The following is a 19,739-nucleotide window of genomic DNA, read 5'->3' on the forward strand; positions in this document are numbered from 1 at the left end:
TTGGTAGGCTCATGCCGGGACCGCGCCACAGACGGCCCCGGCAACCGGCCTGGAGGTGGGCATGCTGGGCAACATTTCCGATATCGACCTGCGCATGCTGCGGGTCTTCTGCGCCATCGTCGACGCGGGAGGCTTCACCGCAGCCCAGGCCAGCCTCAACACCAGCCTGTCGCGCCTGAGCGTGGTGGTCCGCGATCTGGAAGAACGCCTCGGATGCTCCCTGTGCCGGCGCGGCAACAGCGGCTTCCAGCTGACCGAGGAAGGCCAGGAACTGTTCGACCTGGCACAACTGCTGTTCGGCGATATCGAACGCTTCCGCACCCAGGCCAACCGCCTCGGGGGGATGGCCAGGGAAAGCCTGCAGATCGGCACGGTGGACAGCCTCATCAGCTTCGAGCGCGCCCCCCTGCCGCTGGCCATAAGGCTGTTCCGCCAGCGCCTGCCCTAGGTACGCCTGAACCTGCACATGCTGCGCCCCGATGAACTGGAACGCGCGGTCCTGGAAGAACGCCTGCACCTGGCCATCGGCGCGTTCCATCACCAGTTGTCAGGCCTCAACTACCAGCCACTGTTCGAGGAAGAGCAGAATCTCTACTGCTCCGCCGGCCACCCCCTGTTCCACCGCGCCGAAGCGGACCTGAGCCTGGCGGACATTTGCGCGGCGGAGTACGTGGGCCGTGGCTACCTGACGGAAAACCAGCGGCCCCACGGCCTGCACTTCACCCAAACGGTCAGCGCCTACGCAATGGAAGCCATCGCCACCCTGATTTTCTCCGGCACCTACCTGGGCTACCTGCCCACGCACTACGCCGCTCACTGGGTGGACCGAAACCAACTGCGTGCGCTGCTGCCCGGGCAACTGGCCTATCGCTCGGCCTTCCACTGCATCACCCGCCAGGGCCAGGCCCCCAAGGCCGCCCTGGCAGGCTTTCTCGATGCACTGGAGAAGGCACAGCGCCAGCTGGCCAATCAAGCGTAGGTTGGACGGGGCTCGGCGAAGCCCGACAGCAGGGTCGCCCCTGTCCAGCAGCGCCGTCCCCCAGCATCCAGGAAGGCCGAACGGCAGTTCTGCCCCGGGTGGGCATATACCTGAGCGTCGGTACGGCTGAGCGGGCAACCGATCAGCGGGGCGTCGCGCTTGTCGGCCGCGCCCATCGGCGGGCTGCGGGGCGATGCCTTGCCCCTTGGAACGCCACCCGCCGCACGGAAAAATCCCCCCCGCCCTTCTATGCTCCCTGGCGCCGCCAACCGGGGAACGCCCATGTCCAGCAAGACGGAAATCATCCAGCAGTTCATCGCTTCCGGCGAAGCCGACTTCGCCGAGGCCAACAGCTCCAATGCCTACTACTGCAGCCACCACCCCAGCATCACCCCGCTGGTGAAGAAGCCGCCGAAGGAGCTCGATGACGCCACCCTGCAAGCCTTCTACTACCACCTGCTGCTCAACGGCGGCACGCCACCCGCCGCCAGCGAACACCACCTGCAGCTGCTCTTGCGTGCGGCGAAGGACGCCGCCGGGGTGCTGGCCGAGCACGGCTACCCCCGCTGCCGCCTCAATCGCTGGGAGATGGTCCTGCTGTTCGACGGCGAGATGAGCCTCGACGCCCATGCCCGCCGCCTCGCGCTGCTGGCCCAGGTCAGCCGCTTCGCCCACCAGCCCGGCATGCTGGCCAAGAAGCAGAAGCTCAAGGACGAATTCGCCGGCGACGCCTGGCTGCACGGCGAGATCGCCCGCGTACTGCGCACCGTGCCCTTCGCCCGCCTGACCTTCGACCGCGACAACTTCGACCTCAGCCTGCCCCTGGTCGGCCTGCTCTTCATCTACCTGCTCGGCGCCGACGAAGCCGACCAGCGCGAACTCTTCGCCTGGTTCAAACAGGCCACCGACGCCATCCACGACATCCCCAACTACAAGACCCGCGAGCAACTCGTGCGCTCGCTCGCCTGGGTGCTGTTCCGCTTCGCCGAAGCCGCCAAGGCCAAGGTGCTGGAACAGGCCCTGCTCGCCGAGTACGGCGAAACCTGGTGCCGTAAATACACGTGATGGCGGAAAAACGACCAGCCGCCTGAACACCACGGGCGGCCTGCTCCACAGCCAACCATTCAGAACTTATCCACAGCTTGCCCCACAGAAATTGTGGGCAGCCCATCGGGGTTCCACACCCGTAGCCCGGGGAAGGCATCGGACGCAATCGGAGCCGATCGCGCCACGCATGCCTTAACCTGCTCTCTCCAACTTCGAGCCGGAACGCAAGCGACATGACCGCCGACCAAGGCTTCTCCCCTAATACCCGCGCCCGACTGGTAGCCCTCAAAGGCGTCGGCCCGACCGTGGTCAACCGCCTGGAACAGATCGGCTTCCGCACCCTGGAACAACTGGCCGGTTGCGAAGCCGCCGATCTCACCCGGCAGATTGCCCAGATGATGGGCTCCACCTGTTGGCACAACAGCCCGCAAGCGCGAGCGGCCATCCAGGCGATAATCGACTTCGCCCGGCAGCCTCCGCAGAGCGATTGGCGAAAAACCGAGCGGCCGGGCGCAGCCACCACAGGGCCTGGCTCGCAGGAATCAGCCCAGAAGATATCCACAGGCTGGTCCACAGAAATTGTGGGCAGTACGCAGTGGCAGGCGGAGCCCTCAATGCTCCTGCAACACCCGCAACGCAGCAGCCGCCAGAAAGCCTGAACGGCTCTTCTGCTCCGGGTGGGTGCGCACGTACTCGTCGATGCGATTGAGCAGATGACCGGGCAGCGTGATGTTGAGCTTCTCGGCCTTGCCCATGTAGCGGGTCACGTCGATATCCACCAGCGCCCAGGTGCATCCGGCATAGCGGGGATCCTCCGCATGGAAGGTCACCTTGCGCGCCATCGGGATCGGCGCGCCCTCCTCCGCCAACAACTCCAGATGCCCCTCGATGGCCTCGCGCGCCATGGCCATCGCCTCGTCCAGGTCATCCCCCGCCGAGAAGCAGCCGGGCAGGTCCGGCACCTCAACGCCCCAGGCGTGTGCGTTATCACCAGGAAGAATTGCGATCGGGTATAGCATCGTGTGGCCTCCTTTGATCGAAGCCGGGAACAGGCTCTGGATGCCCCTACAAGCCGAATCGAGTCAGCCTTTGCGGCTTCACGAGCAAACTCGCCGAGGAATTTTCCCAAACCCTCCGCAACCCCTTGTTTGCCCCCGAGCGGCTCCCTAAGTTCGCCCGGTCGCGGTATACCGTGACCGGGTTTGGCGACCCGTAACCACAAATGCATGTGCTCCATGCACGTGCGTAAGGACCCGTCGTGTGAACGGCGAACTTATTGATGGCTACGGGTGAAAACCATGACTGACGCATACATCCCCACCACCTTCCTCCGCCACAACCGCCCCCTGCGCGGCGTGATGATCGACAACCAGCCCTGGTTCTCCACCTACGACTTCGCCCGCCTGCTCGGCCTGCACCATCCACAGGCCCTGCACCGCCGCCTCAAGCCCCACGAGACCCGCCGCATCCGCCTGTACCACCGCCGCAGCGGCGCCGAAGAGACGATCGACGCGATGAGCGAAGCCGGCCTCTACAAGGCGCTGATCCGCTTCGGCCATCCCGAATGCCAGCAACTCGATGAATGGCTGACCCGCGAGGTGATCCCCACCCTGCGCGACCAGCAGGACACCCGCGCCCACACGCCCCGCCGCGTGCTGATCGGCTGGCAGAACGAGCGGCTGCTGTTGCTGGAATGGCAGGGCGAGTTGTGGATGCAGTGGGAGAAGGTGCCGCGTTACCTGGGGCTCTAGCGAGTACCAGGCCATTCCTCGGCAGCGTTGAGGCACCTTCGTAGGATGGCGTAGAGCGAAGCGAAACCCATCAATGCCGGGCACAGACCTGACTCCGGTGCCAGACCGGGCAGCATGGGTTTAGCGGGGCTCTACCCATCCTACGAAGACATCGAGGCACCGAGACACCTCCGTAGGATGGCGTAGAGCGAAGCGAAACCCATCAGCCACAAGGTTTCAGGACGAATCGGTCACGCCCACCGGCCCCTGAGAGAACTAGGCGTTCTTAGGATGGACACTTCCATCCTCAGGCAAGGACGCTGGCCGATGACCAACTACCGTCGCGACCACACACCAGGCGCCACCTGGTTCTTCACCCTCAACCTGGCCGACCGCAGCAGCACCCTGCTGACCGATCACATCGACCTGCTGCGGGCCAGCTTCCGCGCCGGCATGAAGCGCCACCCGTGGCGCATCGACGCCATCGTCATCCTCGCGGACCACCTGCATGCGCTGTGCACACTGCCGCCGGGTGATGCCAACTACGCCCTGCGCTGGCGCCTGATCAAGGGCGGCTTCTCTCGGGCACTGCCCTATGGCGAGCCGCGCTCCGACAGCCGCAAGAACAAGGGCGAGCGCGGCATCTGGCAACGGCGGTTCTGGGAGCACCGCATCCGTGACGACACAGACTTCGCCCGCCACGTGGATTACATCCACCACAACCCACGCAAACACGGCCACGTCGAGCGGGTGGCCGACTGGCCCTGGTCGTCCTTCCATCGCTACGTGAAGGAAGGCCTGCTGCCACAGGATTGGGCGGGAGACGGAGAGGGGATGGAAGGCGGCGTCGGGGAGCGTTGAAAGGACGGGCATCGGCCATCAATGCACCTTCGTAGGATGGTGTAGAGCGAAGCGAAACCCATCAATTCCGGGCACAGACCTGGCTCCAGTGCCGGGCCGGCAGCATGGGTTTCGCGGTGCTCTACCCATCACTCAATGAGCAGGCAAATGCCGCATTGGAGAGGAAACAAAAAAGGCCAGTCTCTCGACTGGCCTTTCTCTCACCTCACCCGATCACTCAGGCGTTGTTGCTCGGGAACGCGAACTGCGCGGCCTCGTGGCTGGCGCGTTGCGGCCAGCGTTGGGTGATGGCCTTGCGGCGGGTGTAGAAGCGCACGCCGTCCGGGCCGTAGGCGTGCAGGTCGCCGAACAGGGAGCGCTTCCAGCCGCCGAAGCTGTGGTAGCTGACCGGCACCGGCAGCGGCACGTTGACGCCGACCATGCCCACTTCGATCTCGTCGCAGAACAGGCGGGCGGATTCGCCGTCGCGGGTGAAGATGCAGGTGCCGTTGCCGTACTCGTGGTCGTTGATCAGCTGCATGGCTTCTTCCAGGCTGCCGACGCGGACGATGCACAGCACCGGGCCGAAGATCTCTTCCTGGTAGATGCGCATGTCGGCGGTGACGTTGTCGAACAGGGTGCCGCCGACGAAGTAGCCGTCTTCATGGCCGGCAACGCGGTAGCCGCGGCCGTCCACCACCAGCTTGGCGCCGGCAGCGACGCCGTCGTCGATGTAGCCGACCACCTTGTCGCGGGCGGCGGCGGTGACCAGCGGGCCCATGTCGAGGCCGCAGTTGGTGCCGGCGCCGATCTTCAAGCCCTTGATCTGCGGGACGATCTTCTGCACAAGCGCGTCGGCGATCTGGTCGCCCACGCACACGGCCACGGAGATGGCCATGCAGCGCTCGCCGCAGGAGCCATAGGCAGCGCCCATCAGCGCGCTGACGGCGTTGTCGAGGTCGGCGTCGGGCATCAGCACGGCGTGGTTCTTGGCGCCGCCCAGGGCCTGGACGCGTTTGCCGCGCTTGGTGCCTTCGGCGTAGATGTATTCGGCGATGGGGGTCGAGCCGACGAAGCTGATGGCCTTCACTTCCGGCGCTTCGATCAGGGCGTCCACGGCCTCCTTGTCGCCGTGCACCACGTTGAGCACGCCCTTGGGCAGGCCGGCGTCGTGCAGCAGCTGGGCGATCAGCAAGGTGGAGCTGGGGTCGCGCTCGGAGGGCTTGAGGATGAAGCAGTTGCCGCAGGCGATGGCCAGCGGGTACATCCACAGCGGCACCATGGCGGGGAAGTTGAACGGGGTGATGCCGGCGACCACGCCCAGCGGCTGGAAGTCGCTCCAGGCGTCGATGTTGGGGCCGACGTTGCGGGTGTATTCGCCCTTGAGGATTTCCGGGGCGGCACAGGCGTACTCGACGTTCTCGATGCCGCGCTTGAGTTCGCCGGCGGCGTCCTCGAGGGTCTTGCCATGTTCTTCGCTGATCAGGCGGGAGATTTCCGCTTCGTTCTGCTCCAGCAGTTGCTTGAAGCGGAACATCACCTGGGCGCGCTTGGCCGGCGGGGTGTTGCGCCAGGCCGGGAAGGCGGCCTTGGCCGAGTCGATGGCCTGTTGCACGGTGGCGCGGCTGGCCAGGGCGACCTTGCGGGTGGATTCGCCGGTGGACGGGTTGAACACGTCGGCAGTGCGGCCTTCGCCGGTAACGAGCTCACCGTGGATCAGGTGCTGGATGGTGCTCATGGTCATCTCTCTTGTAGGGCTTTGTCGGGGTGGTCCCTGGGGCGCGGGCATCGGCTCGCGCCAGGCCTCTCCTCACGGGGAGAGGGTGGGACGTCACTTGATTTCGGTTTCGATGAAGACGATCTCGTGGTCGCTGGCGTTGATCACGTTGTGCTCGACGCCGGCCTTGCGGAAGTAGCTCCGGCCGGCCACCAGGGGGGCGTGCCTGTCGCCCTCCGGGGTTTCCAGCAGCAGGGTGCCATCGGTCATCGGCACCACCACGTAGTCATGGCCATGCAGGTGGCGACCGGTCTCGGCACCGGGGGCGAAACGCCACTCGGTGACGATGACCTCGTCGGTGTCCACCTGCACGGTGGGCACAGCCTGGGGCCGTGCGCTCATCAGTTGACGCCTTGCAGGGCCTGGCCGACGGCGTCGAACACGCGGTCGAGCTCTTCCGGCTTGGCGTTGAAGGTCGGCCCGAACTGCAGGGTGTCGCCGCCGAAGCGGACGTAGAAGCCGGCCTTCCACAGGGCCATGCCGGCCTCGAACGGGCGGACGATGGCGTCGCCGTCACGCGGGGCCAGTTGCAGGGCGCCGGCCAGGCCGCAGTTGCGGATGTCGACCACATGCTTGGCGCCCTTCAGGCCGTGGATGGCCTTCTCGAAGTGCGGGGCCAGCTCGGCGGCCTGCTGGATGAGGTTTTCCTTCTCCAGCAGCTCCAGGGCGGCGAGGCCGGCGGCGCAGGCGACCGGGTGGGCGGAGTAGGTGTAGCCGTGGGTGAACTCGACGGCGTATTCGGGCGTCGCCTGGTTCATGAAGGTCTGGTAGATCTCGCGGCTGGCGATCACCGCCCCCATGGGGATGGCGCCGTTGGTGATCTGCTTGGCCACGTTCATGATGTCCGGGGTCACGCCGAAGAACTCGGCACCGGTGGCCTTGCCCATGCGGCCGAAGGCGGTGATGACCTCGTCGAAGATCAGCAGGATGTTGTTGGCGTCGCAGATTTCGCGCAGGCGTTGCAGGTAGCCCACCGGCGGCACCAGCGCACCGGCGGAGCCGGCCATGGGCTCGACGATCACGGCGGCGATGTTCGAGGCGTCGTGCAGTTCGATCAGCTTCAGCAGCTCGTTGGCCAGCTCCACGCCGCCGGTCTCGGCCATGCCCCTGGTGAAGGCCAGGCCCGGTTGCAGGGTGTGCGGGAGGTGGTCGACGTCCATCAGCTGGCCGTACATCTTGCGGTTGCCGTTGATGCCGCCAAGGCTGGTGCCGGCGACGTTCACGCCGTGGTAGCCACGGGCGCGGCCGATCAGCTTGGTCTTGGTGGCCTGGCCTTTCAGGCGCCAGTAGGCGCGGGCCATCTTCACCGCGGTGTCGGCGCACTCGGAGCCCGAGCCGGTGAAGAACACGTGGTTCAGCTCGCCCGGGGTCATGTCGGCGATCTTCTCGGCCAGCTTGAACGACAGCGGGTGGCCGTACTGGAAGCCCGGGGAGTAGTCGAGGGTGCCGAGCTGCTTGGCCACGGCCTCCTGGATTTCCTTGCGCGAGTGGCCGGCGCCACAGGTCCACAGGCCCGACAGGCTGTCGTAGATGCGACGGCCCTGGTCATCGATCAGCCAGCTGCCTTCGGCGGCCACGATCAGGCGCGGGTCACGCTGGAAGTTGCGGTTGGCGGAGAACGGCATCCAGTGGGCGTCCAGCTTCAACTGGCTGGCCAGGGAGGGGGTGGCGGTCTGCGGCATGTTCATTCTTGTCTGCCTCGCGATGGGGCGTGGGTTGTGGGGGAGAACCCGGTGGTTCTTGCAGTCGACATTGCCACGGGCATAAAGTCATGAAAATTCAACTTTTCATATCTTCAGATCACGGACCACTAAACTGATGAGCACCCGTCGCCCGGAAGCGCTGGCCCAGGTCAGCGACTTCGATATCCGCCTGCTGCGCATCTTCCGCAGCGTCGTCGAGTGCGGTGGCTTCTCGGCCGCCGAGAGCGTGCTGGGGATCAGCCGCTCGGCCATCAGCCAGCAGATGAGCGACCTGGAGCAGCGCCTCGGCCTGCGCCTGTGCCAGCGCGGCCGCGCCGGCTTCGCCCTGACCGAGGAGGGGCGCGAGGTGTACCAGTCGTCGCTGCAGTTGCTCAGCGCCCTGGAGAGCTTCCGCACCGAGGTCAACGGCCTGCACCAGCACCTGCGCGGCGAGTTGAACATCGGCCTCACCGACAACCTCGTCACTCTCCCCCACATGCGCATCACCCACGCCCTGTCGCGCCTCAAGGAGCGCGGGCCGGACGTGGTGATCAACATCCGCATGACCCCGCCCAGCGAGGTGGAGCAAGGCGTGCTCGACGGCCGCGTGCACGTCGGCGTGGTGCCGCAGACCGTGGCGCTCTCGGGGCTGGAATACCAGCCGCTGTACGACGAGCGCTCGCTGCTGTATTGCGCCGTGGGCCACCCGCTGTTCTACGCCGACGACGCCCAGCTCAGCGACGCGCGCCTCAACGAGCAGGAGGCCATCGCCCCCACCTTCCGCCTGCCGGCCGATATCCAGGCCCACTACCAGGCGCTGCATTGCACCGCCAGCGCCTCCGACCGCGAGGGGATGGCCTTCCTCATCCTCACCGGGCGCTACATCGGCTACCTGCCGGACCACTACGCCACCTTCTGGGTGCAGCAGGGCCGGCTGCGCGCCCTCAAGCCGGCGAGCCGCTTCTACGACCTCAGCCTCGCCACCGTCACCCGCAAGGGCCGCCGCCCGCACCTGGTGCTGGAGAGCTTCCTGGAGGCGCTGGCAGCGACGGGCTGAGGTGTGTTCGCGGGGAATAGCGGGCTGGCGGAGCGCTTGAGTTCCCCTTCCACTCCGCCTGGTGGACCGGTGAAGCGTGGTCCACCCTACGAAGCCGCACTCTGAACTGAATCGTAGGATGGGTAGAGCGGAGCGAAACCCATCATCGGAGCGATGGGTTTCGCGGGGCTCTACCCATCCTACGGAGAGAATGAGCGTCACCGAACGCCCAGCAATGAAGCGGGCGACCCCGATTTGGTGCAGGAGACCCCCTTCGGTCATACCCAGCGCAGCTCACACGCCTATCCCGTAGCGCCCGCCACCCCTGGGCCTTGCAGGGTGGAAAGCAAAAAACCTGCGCACCTGGTCAATTTTTTGCAATGAGCCGGCATCTGCTCCGGCGAACCGCCCCGGTCCGTCGCTCCCACCTGCCGAGGCCAGCATGCACGCTGAAGAACCCAGCAATTCCGAACTCATCTACGGCCTGGACGACAAGCCGAAACCGCTGCTGGCGTTCTGCGCCGCGTTGCAGCATGTGCTGGCCAGCTTCGTCGGCATCATCACGCCGCCGCTGGTGATCGGCGCGGCGCTGGGCCTGGGCGAGCACCTGCCCTACCTGATCAGCATGGCGCTGATGGTTTCCGGCGTCGGCACCTTCCTCCAGGCGCGGCGCCCGCTGGGCATCGGCGCGGGGATGATCTGCCTGCAGGGCACCAGCTTCGCCTTCCTCGGTGCGGTGCTGTCGGCGGGCTTCCTGGTGAAGAGCCGCGGCGGCAGCCCGGAGGACATCCTGGCGATGATCTTCGGCGTGTGCTTCTTCGGCGCCTTCGTGCAGGTCGTTCTGAGCCGCTTCATCGGCCACCTGCGCCGGGTGATCACCCCGCTGGTGACCGGCATCGTCATCACCCTGATCGGCGTCAGCCTGATCAAGGTCGGCATCACCGACATCGGCGGCGGCTTCAAGGCGCCGGACTTCGGCGCGCCGGGCAACCTGGCCCTGGGCGGCCTGGTGCTGGCGACCATCATCCTGCTCAACCGCTCGCGCAATCCCTGGGTGCGCCTGTCGTCGATCCTCATCGGCCTGGCGGTGGGCAGCGTCGTGGCCTTCTTCAGCGGCAAGCTGGTGCCCCAGGCGCTGCCCGACCTGCCGCTGGTGAGCGTGCCGGTGCCCTTCAAGTACGGCTTCGCCTTCGACTGGACGGCCTTCGTCCCCGTGGCGCTGATCTACCTCATCAGCACCATCGAGACCGTGGGCGACCTGACCGCCAATTGCATGATCTCGCGCAAGCCCTTCAAGGGGCCGGAGTACGAGGCGCGACTCAAGGGCGGCGTGCTCGGCGATGGCATCAGCTGCCTGCTGGCGGCCACCTTCAGCGCCTTCCCCAACACCACCTTCGCGCAGAACAACGGGGTGATCCAGCTGACCGGCGTCGCCAGCCGCCATGTCGGCCTGTACATCGGTGCCCTGCTGTTCATCCTCGGCCTGTTCCCGCTGATCGGCGCCGTGCTGCAACAGATTCCCAAGCCGGTGCTCGGCGGCGCCACCCTGGTGATGTTCGGCAGCGTGGCGGCGGCGGGCATCCGCATCCTCGCCCAGGCGCACCTGGACCGCCGCAGCCTGCTGGTGATCGCCGGCTCCTTCGGCGTCGGCCTGGGCATCGCCGCGCAACCGACCCTGCTGCACCAGCTGCCGCCTATCGTGCAGAACCTGTTCGACTCGGCCATCACCTGCGGCGGCATCACCGCCATCCTGCTCAGCCTGGTGCTGCCGGAAGAGCAGCACGCCGCCCGGACGGACGGTGCCGCCGAGCGAGCCTGAGGGCCGCCGCACCAGGCCCCGGACGGGGTCTGGCGCGGTGCGCAACGGGGAAAAACCGACCCATCATGGTGCAGGCCCGACAAAACCTGTGGATAACCTGACCGCCGCAACAGTTTTGTCTTGTCGGCGGCCCCACGCTTGGGTTATCAGTGCATTCGCCCGCTTCCTGATACCTCTGGATGACCTATGACTGTCCTGGTCCCCGCCCACAGCCCCAGCTCCACCGGCAAGCCCGCCGGCCGCATCCGCCAGAAGAACGAAGAGACCATCCTCGCCGCCGCCGAGGAGGAATTCGCCAAGCACGGTTTCAAAGGCACCAGCATGAACACCATCGCGCTGCGTGCCGGCCTGCCCAAGGCCAACCTGCACTACTACTTCAGCAACAAACTGGGCCTCTACGTGGCGGTGCTGAGCAACATCCTCGAACTCTGGGACAGCACCTTCAACACCCTGACGGTCGATGACGACCCGGCCGAGGCACTGGCCCGCTACATCCGCGCCAAGCTGGAGTTCTCGCGACGCTTCCCGCTGGCCTCGAAGATCTTCGCCATGGAGGTGATCAGCGGTGGTGCCTGCCTGGAGAAGCATTTCGATCAGGACTACCGCGACTGGTTCAGGGGCCGCGCCGCCGTGTTCGAAGCCTGGATCGCCGCCGGCAAGATGGACGCCGTCGACCCCACGCACCTGATCTTCCTGCTCTGGGGCAGCACCCAGCACTACGCCGACTTCGGCTCGCAGATCTGCCGCGTCAGCGGGCGCAAGCGCCTGACCAAGGACGACTTCGAAATCGCCGCGCAGAGCCTCACCCACATCATCCTCAAGGGCTGCGGCCTCACCCCGCCGACACCCGCCAGCTGATGCCCTTCACCCTTGCCGCGCCCTGCGAATACCGCGAGGAAATCCGCAAAAGCCGCTTCATCGCCCTCGCCGCGCCGGTCACCAGCGCGGCCGAGGCCCAGGCCTTCATCGCCGCCGCCAGCGACCCCGCCGCCTCGCACAACTGCTGGGCCTGGAAGGTGGGCGCGCAGTACCGCTTCAGCGACGACGGCGAACCCGGCGGCACCGCCGGGCGCCCCATACTGGCGGCCATCGAGGGCCAGGACATGGACCGGGTCGCGGTGCTGGTGATCCGCTGGTACGGCGGTATCCAGCTCGGCACCGGCGGCCTCGCCCGTGCCTACGGCGGCAGCGCCGCCAAGTGCCTGCAAGGGGGCGAGCGCCTGCCGCTGCTGCGCCTGTCGCACTTCCGCTGCCACCTGGCCTTCGCCGAGCTGGCGCTGTTCAAGGCGCGCCTGGCCGACCTCCAGGCCCAGCTCGAAAGCGAGGACTACGACGCCGAAGGCGCCTGGCTGCAGCTGGCCCTTCCGGAAGCCCAGCGCGAACCGCTGCAGCGCCTGCTCGGCGACATCAGCCGCGGCCGCAGCCAGCTCGCCGCCATCGAGGCCCCGGCGCCATGACCGGCAAGCTGCGCATCCACTCGCCCGCGATCCACTATTTCGACATGGTGCGCCGCTGCAACTCCATCCGCGAGGCGGCGCGCCGGCTCAACGTCGCCTCCTCGGCGGTGAACCGGCAGATCCTCAAGCTGGAAGACGAGATCGGCGCACCCTTGTTCGACCGCCTGCCCGCCGGCCTGCGCCTGACACCGGCCGGGGAGATCCTCACCCGCCACATCACCGTGGTGCTGCAGGACGTCGAGCGCGTGCGCTCGGAACTGGACGCCATGCAGGGGCTGCGCACCGGCCACGTGGAGATCGCCACCGTCGAAGGCGTGACCATCGACCTGCTGCCCCGGGTGCTCAAGGCCATGCACGAGCGCTATCCACGGGTGACCATCGGTGTCACCGCCATGGGTTCGCAAGCCATCCCCGAGGCGGTACTGAGCGGCGCCGCCGACCTCGGCCTGGCCTTCTTCCTGCCCCGCAGCGCCGAGTTGCAACAGCTCAGCGTCGGCCACTTCCGCCTCGGCGCCATCGTCCCGCGCGGGCATCCGCTGGCCTCGCTGCACGAGGTGAGCTTCGCCGCCTGCGTCGAGCACGGCCTGATCCTGGCCAAGCGCGAGCTATCCATCCACCACCTGCTCGGCCCGCTGCAGAAGCGCATGAGCCTGGCCGACAGGCCCGTGCTGGAAAGCAGCTCGGTGGAGTTGGCCCGACAGCTGGTCAAGCGCGGCATGGGCGTGGCATTCCAGACCCGCATCGGTATCGAGGCCGATCTCGAGGCCGGCGACCTGGTGCACCTGCCGCTGACCGACAATGGCGGCATCTTCAACGACCTCGGCCTTTATGTGCGGGGCGGCCGCTACCTGCCCGTCGCGGTGGATGCGCTGGCTCGACAATTGACCGAGGAAATCACCCTGCGTGAGCGCGAAGAGCGGCCACAGCCTCGGAGCACCTCGGGCAACCGCCCGTAGGACAGGTCCCGCCCATTTTTTCATGCCCCCGGCCCGCCACGGGCTCTCGAAGGGTGTACGGCTGCAGCCCGCGCGCTAGAGCCATCTACGTTCGCGCTTTGTACACAATCCCGATAAAGCCCTGAAAATACTGACTTTCAGGTCAATCAAGTGATGCCGTATCGGCATCGGGATGCTCTACATTCTGTTCTTTGGTGATCAATCCGGATGTGCTGATACTTGCGCCCTCGGTGCACGAGCCACGGCATCGAGATCCCAGGAACAGGAGCCATAACAATGAAAAAAGCACTGCAGGGAGCCACGGTCGCTCTCGCCCTATTCACGGTCGGGGAAGCCTCCGCACTGGAGTGGATGAACAACAGCATCGGGTTCCGCTACGGACAACAGTTCACCAACCCGAACAACCCGAACAAGTTCGCCAAGCGCATCTACAGCCTCACCCACGCCAGCGGCTACCAGTACGGCAGCAACTTCTTCAACCTGGATGTGTTCCTCTCCGACAACCGCGACCCGCGCAAGGGCACCGACCACGGCGGCAGCGAGGTCTACGCGGTGTACCGCCACCAGCTGTTCGCCTCGCGGGTGTTCGACCAGAAGCAGGGCGACGGCCTGATCAAGGACTACGCCTTCACGGCCGGCTTCGACGTCAACCGCAACAACAACCGCGCCTCCTCCAACAAGCGCGCCATCGTGTTCGGCCCCACCCTCAAGTTCAACACCGTCGGCGTGCTCGACCTGAGCCTGCTCTACTACCGCGAGCGCAACCAGACCGGCATCCCCGGCGCGCGCCACGAGGAGATGACCTTCGACGGCACCTACAACCTCAACCTCACCTGGCTGCGCCCCTTCCAGGTCGGCGACCACGCCGCCAAGTTCCAGGGCTACATCAACCACGTGGGTGAAAAGGGCGAGGACTACAACGACAGGGACACCGCCGCCGAAACCCTGATGCGCACCTCGCTGATGGTCGCCGCGCGCCCAGGCAAGAACATCAAGCCCAACCTCTGGTTCGGAGTCGGCTACGAGTACTGGCACAACAAGTTCGGCGTCGACGGCGGCCGTGGCAGCCGCACCTCCACCCCGACCCTGAACATGGAATTCAGTTTCTAAGCGCTCCCCGGGCCACCAGCACCTCTAAGGTCCCAAGTCAGCTCGGGCCACCGCTCCCGGGCTGAAGCCCGGGCTACGGCTCCCCTGGTGGACATGAAAAGCGATGTCCACCCTACATGGCGACAACCTCCTCCCAAGCTGGAGGCTTCGTAGGGTGGACCCCGCTTCACCGGTCCACCAAGCGGGGCTGAATGTGCACGAATAGTGTTCTCCAGCACGAGGCTCAGCACCGCAGCACAGGATCGACTCCGCCGGTGGACAGAAAGAGCGATGTCCACCCTACCGGGAGCCGGCCGATGGAGGCTGAATCCGCTGCCTGAACCACCCACACAAAGCGTGGACAAGCCTGTGGATAACCTTTTGAGCAATCGCCCGGGGCGCCGCCGGCCGCCGCTTGCCCGGAACTGTTCGTTTCGTGACCAGCCCCCGTGGGGCCCCGTGTCTACCGCGTAAGCACCTGAAGGGTCTAGCTTTATTTTTCCCACTTGTGGAGCTTGACGCCGGAATACCGGCGCGACGCACCGCCATTGTCCACACGGACCGTGGACAGTCCTGTGGATAACCTTGGGAACAACTTCTCCAGGCCAGTGCCCATGGGCGCTGCGCCGGGCTGGTCGAATTTCGATCAGGCATCGCTGCGCCATTGGGAACCACGCCGCCCCGAAAGCGTGCAGGAAAATGCCCTCGCAATGCCCATTCCACCCATGGATTTCCCGCAGGCGCTTACGCACGCGAGCCCGCGCGGACCTTCCTGACCCGGTGGCCAGCTTTTTGCTTTGTCTGGCCAGCACTCTTTCCGGGAAAGACCACGATGAACAGCCCCACTCCCCCACCGCGCCTGGAGATGCTCGGCATCACCAAGCGCTACCCCGGCTGCCTGGCCAACGACCGCGTCGACCTGCGCATCGAGCCCGGCGAGATCCACGCCCTGCTGGGCGAGAACGGTGCCGGCAAGAGCACGCTGATGAAGATCATCTACGGCGTGGTGCAGCCCGATGCCGGCGAGATCCGCTGGCAGGGCGAGGCGCTGCGCGTGCGCGACCCGGCGCAGGCCCGGGCGCTGGGCATCGGCATGGTCTTCCAGCACTTCTCCCTGTTCGAAACCCTCACCGTGGCCGAGAACATCGCCCTGGCCCTCGGCCGCGAGGCCGGCACGCCCCGGCAGCTGGAGCCGCGCATCCGCGAGGTGTCGCAGCGCTACGGCATGGCCCTGGAGCCCGGGCGCCTGGTGCATGCGCTGTCCATCGGCGAGCGCCAGCGGGTGGAGATCGTCCGCTGCCTGATGCAGGACATCCGCCTGCTGATCCTCGACGAGCCCACCTCGGTGCTCACCCCACAGGAGGCCGACGAACTGTTCGTCACCCTGCGCCGCCTGGCGGCCGAGGGCTGCAGCATCCTCTTCATCAGCCACAAGCTGGGCGAGGTGCGAGCCCTCTGTCATAGCGCCACGGTACTGCGCGGCGGTCGCGTGTCCGGCCACTGCGTGCCGGCCCGGTGCAGTGACCTGGAGCTGGCACGGCTGATGGTGGGCGACGCAGAAGGCCTGGTCGCCAGCTACCCCAAGGTCAGCGGCGGCGCGCCCTTCCTCAGTCTGCAGGGCCTCGACTGGCGCAATCCCGACCCGTTCGGCATGTCGCTGAAGAACCTCGGCCTGGATGTGCGCAGCGGCGAGATCCTCGGCATCGCCGGGGTCGCCGGCAATGGCCAGGACGAGCTGCTCGCCCTGCTTTCCGGCGAGCGTCGCCTGCCCGCCGGCAACGCCGGCGCCATCCGTTTCGCCGGCCAGCCGGTGGGCCAGTTGCCACCGGATGCGCGCCGCGCCCGGGGCCTGGCCTTCGTCCCCGCCGAACGCCTGGGCCACGGCGCGGTGCCGGACCTGAGCCTGGCCGACAACGCCCTGCTCACCGGCTTCCAGCGTGGGCTGCTGAGCCGCGGGATGATCCGCCGCGGCCAGGTGCTGGCCTTCGCCAACGAGATCATCCAGCGCTTCGCGGTGAAGACCCCGGACGCCCATACCGCCGCCCGCAGCCTCTCCGGCGGCAACCTGCAGAAGTTCATCCTCGGCCGCGAAATCCTCCAGCAACCCAAGCTGCTGGTGGCCGCCCACCCCACCTGGGGCGTGGACGTCGGCGCCGCTGCCGCCATCCACCGCGCGCTGATCGCCCTGCGCGATGCCGGCGCGGCGATCCTGGTGATCTCCGAAGACCTCGACGAGCTGTTCCAGATCAGCGACCGCATCGGCGCCCTGTGCAGCGGCGAGCTGTCGGCGCAGAAACCGGTGGCGGACACCAGCCCGCAGGAGGTCGGCCGCTGGATGGCCGGCCAGTTCGACTCGACCCAAGCCGCCTGAGCGCCCGGAGCCTTTCATGTTGCTATCCCTGGAACCCCGCACGCAGCAGTCGCGCGCGATGCTCCTGCTGTCCCCGGTACTGGCCGGCCTGCTGACCCTGGCCTGCGGCTCGGCGCTGTTCGTGGCCCTCGGCCATGACCCGCTGGAAACCCTGCACGCGCTGCTGGTGGCGCCCATCAGCGACCTCTACGGCCTCTCCGAGCTGCTGGTGAAGGCGCTGCCGATCCTGCTCTGCGCCCTGGGCCTGGCGGTGGCCTACCAGGCGCGCATCTGGAACATCGGCGCCGAGGGCCAGCTGCTCATGGGCGCCCTGGCCGGCAGCGCCGTGGCGGTGCACATCATCGACTGGGAAAGCCGCTGGGCCCTGGCCCTGGTGCTGGCTGCCGGCATCCTCGCCGGTGCCGCCTGGGGCGGCCTGGCGGCCTGGTTGCGCACGCGCTTCAACGCCAACGAGATCCTCACCACCATCATGCTCAACTACGTGGCGCTGAACCTGCTGCTGTTCGCCGTGCACGGCCCGCTGAAGGACCCGGCCGGCTTCAACTTCCCCGAGTCGGCCATGTTCGGCGACGCCTCGCGCCTGCCTCCGGTGGTCGAGGACCTGCGCCTGCACATCGGCCTGTACTTCGCCCTCCTCGCCCTGGTGGCGGTGTGGGTGCTGCTGCACAAGAGCTTCCTCGGCTTCCAGATCAAGGTGCTGGGCCTGGACAAGCGCGCCGCCGGCTTCGTCGGCTTCCGCGAAAAGCGCCTGGTCTGGCTGGCGCTGCTGGTCAGCGGCGGCCTGGCGGGCCTGGCCGGCGTCGGCGAAGTCACCGGCCCCATCGGCCAGCTGGTGCCGCAGGTGTCGCCGGGCTACGGCTACGCGGCCATCACCGTGGCCTTCCTCGGTCGCCTCAACCCCTTCGGCATCCTCGTCGCCGGGCTGCTGATGGCGCTGCTGTTCCTCGGCGGCGAGAACGCACAGATGGCGCTGAACCTGCCGCAATCGATCACCCAGCTGTTCCAGGGAATGATGCTGTTCTTCCTGCTCGCCTGCGATGTGTTGATTCTTTATCGGCCACGCTTGGCGTGGAGCTGGAAGCCGAAAGCCGGAAGCTTGAAGACGGTGCAACAGACATGAACGGCGTGCAACAGACATGAACGACGCTTTTTCTTCCAGCTTCGAGCTTCCAGCTTCCCGCTACAAAACCGAGGTTTCCCAATGGACATCGATCTAATCACAAACATCCTCTACGCCATGGTCCGCTGCGGCACGCCGCTGCTGCTGGTCGCCCTGGGCGAGCTGGTGTGCGAGAAGAGCGGCGTGCTCAACCTCGGCCAGGAAGGGATGATGCTGTTCGGTGCGGTGGTGGGCTTCATCGCCGCCATCAGCACCGGCAACCTGTGGCTCGGCGTGCTGCTGGCCATGGCCGCCGGCATGCTGCTGTCCGCCCTGTTCGCCCTCGTGGCCCTGGGCTGCAACGCCAACCAGGTGGCCACGGGGCTGGCGCTGACCATCTTCGGCATCGGCCTCTCGTCCTTCGTCGGCGCCGCCTGGGTGGGCAAGCCGCTGCACGGTTTCGAGCCGGTTGCCATCCCGCTGCTCAGCGGCATTCCGCTGCTGGGCAAGATGCTGTTCAGCCAGGACCTGATGGTCTACCTGTCCTTCGCGCTGTTCGTGCTGATCGCCTGGGCGCTGCTCAGGAGCCGCATCGGCCTGGTGCTCCAGGCCGTGGGCGAGAATCCCGACGCGGCCAGCGCCATGGGCCTGCCGGTGCTGCGCGTGCGCACCCTGGCGGTGCTCTTCGGCGGGGCGATGGCGGGCATGGCGGGGGCCTACCTGTCCCTGGCGTACACGCCGATGTGGGCGGAGAACATGACCGCCGGGCGCGGCTGGATCGCCCTCGCCCTGGTGGTGTTCGCCAGCTGGCGGGTGTTCCGCGTGCTGCTGGGCGCCTACCTCTTCGGCCTGGCCAGCATCCTCCACCTGGTGGCCCAGGGCGTCGGCCTGGCCATCCCGGCCAACCTGCTGGCGATGCTGCCCTACGTGGCGACCATCCTGGTGCTGGTGCTGCTCTCCCGCGATGCCGTGCGCACCCGCCTGTTCGCCCCCGTGTCCCTGGGCCAGCCGTGGAAGGGTGGGCACTGACCTGACATCACTCCCGGGCTGAAGCCCGGGCTACAGGGTTGGGCCGTGCGAAGCGTAGCCCGGACTTCAGTCCGGGAAGCCCAGGCACACGCATTCAATAAACGGCTACTCTTGCCGGTCTTCACATGCAGAGGACCGCACATGAGCAGCACACAAACCGCATTGATCATCGGCGCCTCCCGGGGCATCGGCCTGGGCCTGGTCAAGCAACTGCAGGCCGCCGGCTGGCAGGTCACCGCCACGGTGCGCAACCCGCAGGGCGCCGGCGACCTGGCCGCGCTGGAGGGCGTCGAGGTGAAAACCCTGGACCTGGACAGCGTCGCCGGCCTGGAGACCCTGGCCGGTGAGCTGGACGGCCGCGCCTTCGACCTCATCCTGGTCAACGCCGGGGTCTACGGCCCGGCGCACCAGTCTGCGGTGCAGGCCACCGAGGCCGAGATCGCCCAGCTGTTCCTCACCAACGCCGTGGCCCCCATCCGCCTGGCCCAGCGCCTGAAGAGCAACCTGCTGCCCGGCGGCACCCTGGCCTTCATGAGTTCGATACTGGGCAGCGTGGCCGGCAACGATGCCGGCGGCCTGGCGCTGTACCGCGCCAGCAAGGCGGCGCTGAACACCCTGACCCGCAGCCTGGTGGCCGAATGGGGCGACGCGTCGCCCACGGTGCTGAGCCTGCACCCGGGCTGGGTGAAGACCGACATGGGCGGGGAGTCCGCCGAGATCGACGTCGCCACCAGCGTCCAGGGCCTGGTGCGGCAGGTCGAGGCGTACGCCGGACGCGGCGGCCACCACTACATTGACTACCAGGGCCAGACCATTCCCTGGTGACGC

General features: G+C 67.0%; 18 protein-coding genes and 1 pseudogene. 15 read left to right on the forward strand and 4 right to left on the reverse strand.

The genetic code is table 11. The annotated features are described in order from the left end of the window. Positions 1-61 precede the first annotated feature (61 nt). The 3 genes and pseudogenes from DMX10_RS16015 (at position 62) to DMX10_RS33630 (ending at position 2,685) form a co-directional block, all read left to right on the forward strand. Positions 62-979, forward strand: a pseudogene (locus DMX10_RS16015) (LysR family transcriptional regulator). 282 nt (positions 980-1,261) lie between these two features. Next, positions 1,262-2,044, forward strand: coding sequence for a hypothetical protein (locus DMX10_RS16020; protein WP_111261984.1), 783 nt, complete (start codon positions 1,262-1,264; stop codon positions 2,042-2,044). 215 nt (positions 2,045-2,259) lie between these two features. Next, positions 2,260-2,685, forward strand: coding sequence for a DUF4332 domain-containing protein (locus DMX10_RS33630; RefSeq protein WP_111261985.1), 426 nt, complete (start codon positions 2,260-2,262; stop codon positions 2,683-2,685). Here DMX10_RS33630 and DMX10_RS16030 read toward each other — a convergent pair. Next, positions 2,638-3,045 (reverse strand): type II toxin-antitoxin system HicB family antitoxin, encoded by a 408-nt coding sequence (locus DMX10_RS16030; protein ID WP_111261986.1) that lies wholly within the window; start codon positions 3,043-3,045, stop codon positions 2,638-2,640. The genes DMX10_RS33630 and DMX10_RS16030 overlap by 48 nt on opposite strands. 279 nt (positions 3,046-3,324) lie before the next feature. Here DMX10_RS16030 and DMX10_RS16035 point away from each other — a divergent pair, with 279 nt between their 5' ends. Continuing rightward, the gene (locus DMX10_RS16035) at positions 3,325-3,777 is read left to right on the forward strand and encodes a Bro-N domain-containing protein (RefSeq protein ID WP_111262035.1); all 453 of its coding nucleotides are present in this window, start codon (positions 3,325-3,327) and stop codon (positions 3,775-3,777) included. A gap of 306 nt (positions 3,778-4,083) precedes the next feature. Then, positions 4,084-4,617 carry a transposase gene (locus tag DMX10_RS16040; RefSeq protein ID WP_111261987.1) on the forward strand — a complete coding sequence of 178 codons (534 nt, stop codon included), beginning with the start codon at positions 4,084-4,086 and terminating at the stop codon, positions 4,615-4,617. Between the two features lie 217 nt (positions 4,618-4,834). Here DMX10_RS16040 and DMX10_RS16045 read toward each other — a convergent pair whose 3' ends face one another. The 3 genes from DMX10_RS16045 to DMX10_RS16055 all read right to left on the reverse strand — a co-directional run bounded on the left by DMX10_RS16045 (position 4,835) and on the right by DMX10_RS16055 (position 8,061). Next, complete coding sequence (locus tag DMX10_RS16045; protein WP_111261988.1) at positions 4,835-6,334, reverse strand: CoA-acylating methylmalonate-semialdehyde dehydrogenase; 1,500 nt, start codon at positions 6,332-6,334, stop codon at positions 4,835-4,837. 93 nt (positions 6,335-6,427) lie between these two features. Continuing rightward, positions 6,428-6,715, reverse strand: a complete 288-nt coding sequence (locus tag DMX10_RS16050) for a cupin domain-containing protein (protein ID WP_111261989.1) — start codon at positions 6,713-6,715, stop codon at positions 6,428-6,430. Further along, complete coding sequence (locus DMX10_RS16055) at positions 6,715-8,061, reverse strand: aspartate aminotransferase family protein (protein ID WP_111261990.1); 1,347 nt, start codon at positions 8,059-8,061, stop codon at positions 6,715-6,717. Before DMX10_RS16055 ends, DMX10_RS16050 begins: the two co-directional genes overlap by 1 nt. Positions 8,062-8,191: 130 nt before the next feature. Between DMX10_RS16055 and DMX10_RS16060 the strand changes: the two genes are divergently transcribed. From DMX10_RS16060 to DMX10_RS16105, 10 genes are all read left to right on the forward strand, one after another. Continuing rightward, positions 8,192-9,112: a LysR family transcriptional regulator gene (locus tag DMX10_RS16060; protein ID WP_111261991.1), complete on the forward strand. Its 921-nt coding sequence runs from the start codon at positions 8,192-8,194 to the stop codon at positions 9,110-9,112. Positions 9,113-9,533: 421 nt separating this feature from the next. Then, positions 9,534-10,910, forward strand: a complete 1,377-nt coding sequence (locus tag DMX10_RS16065) for a uracil-xanthine permease family protein (RefSeq protein ID WP_111261992.1) — start codon at positions 9,534-9,536, stop codon at positions 10,908-10,910. Between the two features lie 186 nt (positions 10,911-11,096). Continuing rightward, complete coding sequence (locus DMX10_RS16070) at positions 11,097-11,768, forward strand: TetR/AcrR family transcriptional regulator (protein ID WP_111261993.1); 672 nt, start codon at positions 11,097-11,099, stop codon at positions 11,766-11,768. Continuing rightward, positions 11,768-12,367: a YigZ family protein gene (locus DMX10_RS16075; RefSeq protein ID WP_111261994.1), complete on the forward strand. Its 600-nt coding sequence runs from the start codon at positions 11,768-11,770 to the stop codon at positions 12,365-12,367. The genes DMX10_RS16070 and DMX10_RS16075 overlap by 1 nt, the downstream gene beginning before the upstream one ends. Next, the gene (locus DMX10_RS16080; protein ID WP_111261995.1) at positions 12,364-13,323 is read left to right on the forward strand and encodes a LysR family transcriptional regulator; all 960 of its coding nucleotides are present in this window, start codon (positions 12,364-12,366) and stop codon (positions 13,321-13,323) included. Before DMX10_RS16075 ends, DMX10_RS16080 begins: the two co-directional genes overlap by 4 nt. 276 nt (positions 13,324-13,599) lie before the next feature. Beyond that, positions 13,600-14,433: a nucleoside-binding protein gene (locus DMX10_RS16085; RefSeq protein WP_111261996.1), complete on the forward strand. Its 834-nt coding sequence runs from the start codon at positions 13,600-13,602 to the stop codon at positions 14,431-14,433. Between the two features lie 811 nt (positions 14,434-15,244). Further along, a complete protein-coding gene (locus DMX10_RS16090) occupies positions 15,245-16,783 on the forward strand; it encodes an ABC transporter ATP-binding protein (protein ID WP_111261997.1) in 1,539 nt (512 codons plus the stop codon). Positions 16,784-16,799: 16 nt separating this feature from the next. Further along, positions 16,800-17,903 (forward strand): ABC transporter permease, encoded by a 1,104-nt coding sequence (locus tag DMX10_RS16095; RefSeq protein WP_111261998.1) that lies wholly within the window; start codon positions 16,800-16,802, stop codon positions 17,901-17,903. Between the two features lie 81 nt (positions 17,904-17,984). Next, positions 17,985-18,911 carry an ABC transporter permease gene (locus tag DMX10_RS16100; RefSeq protein ID WP_111261999.1) on the forward strand — a complete coding sequence of 309 codons (927 nt, stop codon included), beginning with the start codon at positions 17,985-17,987 and terminating at the stop codon, positions 18,909-18,911. 141 nt (positions 18,912-19,052) lie between these two features. Then, positions 19,053-19,736: an SDR family oxidoreductase gene (locus DMX10_RS16105; RefSeq protein ID WP_111262000.1), complete on the forward strand. Its 684-nt coding sequence runs from the start codon at positions 19,053-19,055 to the stop codon at positions 19,734-19,736. The last annotated feature ends 3 nt before the right edge of the window (positions 19,737-19,739 follow it).

Source organism: Pseudomonas sp. 57B-090624 (assembly GCF_003234055.1).
Classification (GTDB): Bacteria; Pseudomonadota; Gammaproteobacteria; order Pseudomonadales; family Pseudomonadaceae; genus Metapseudomonas; species Metapseudomonas tohonis.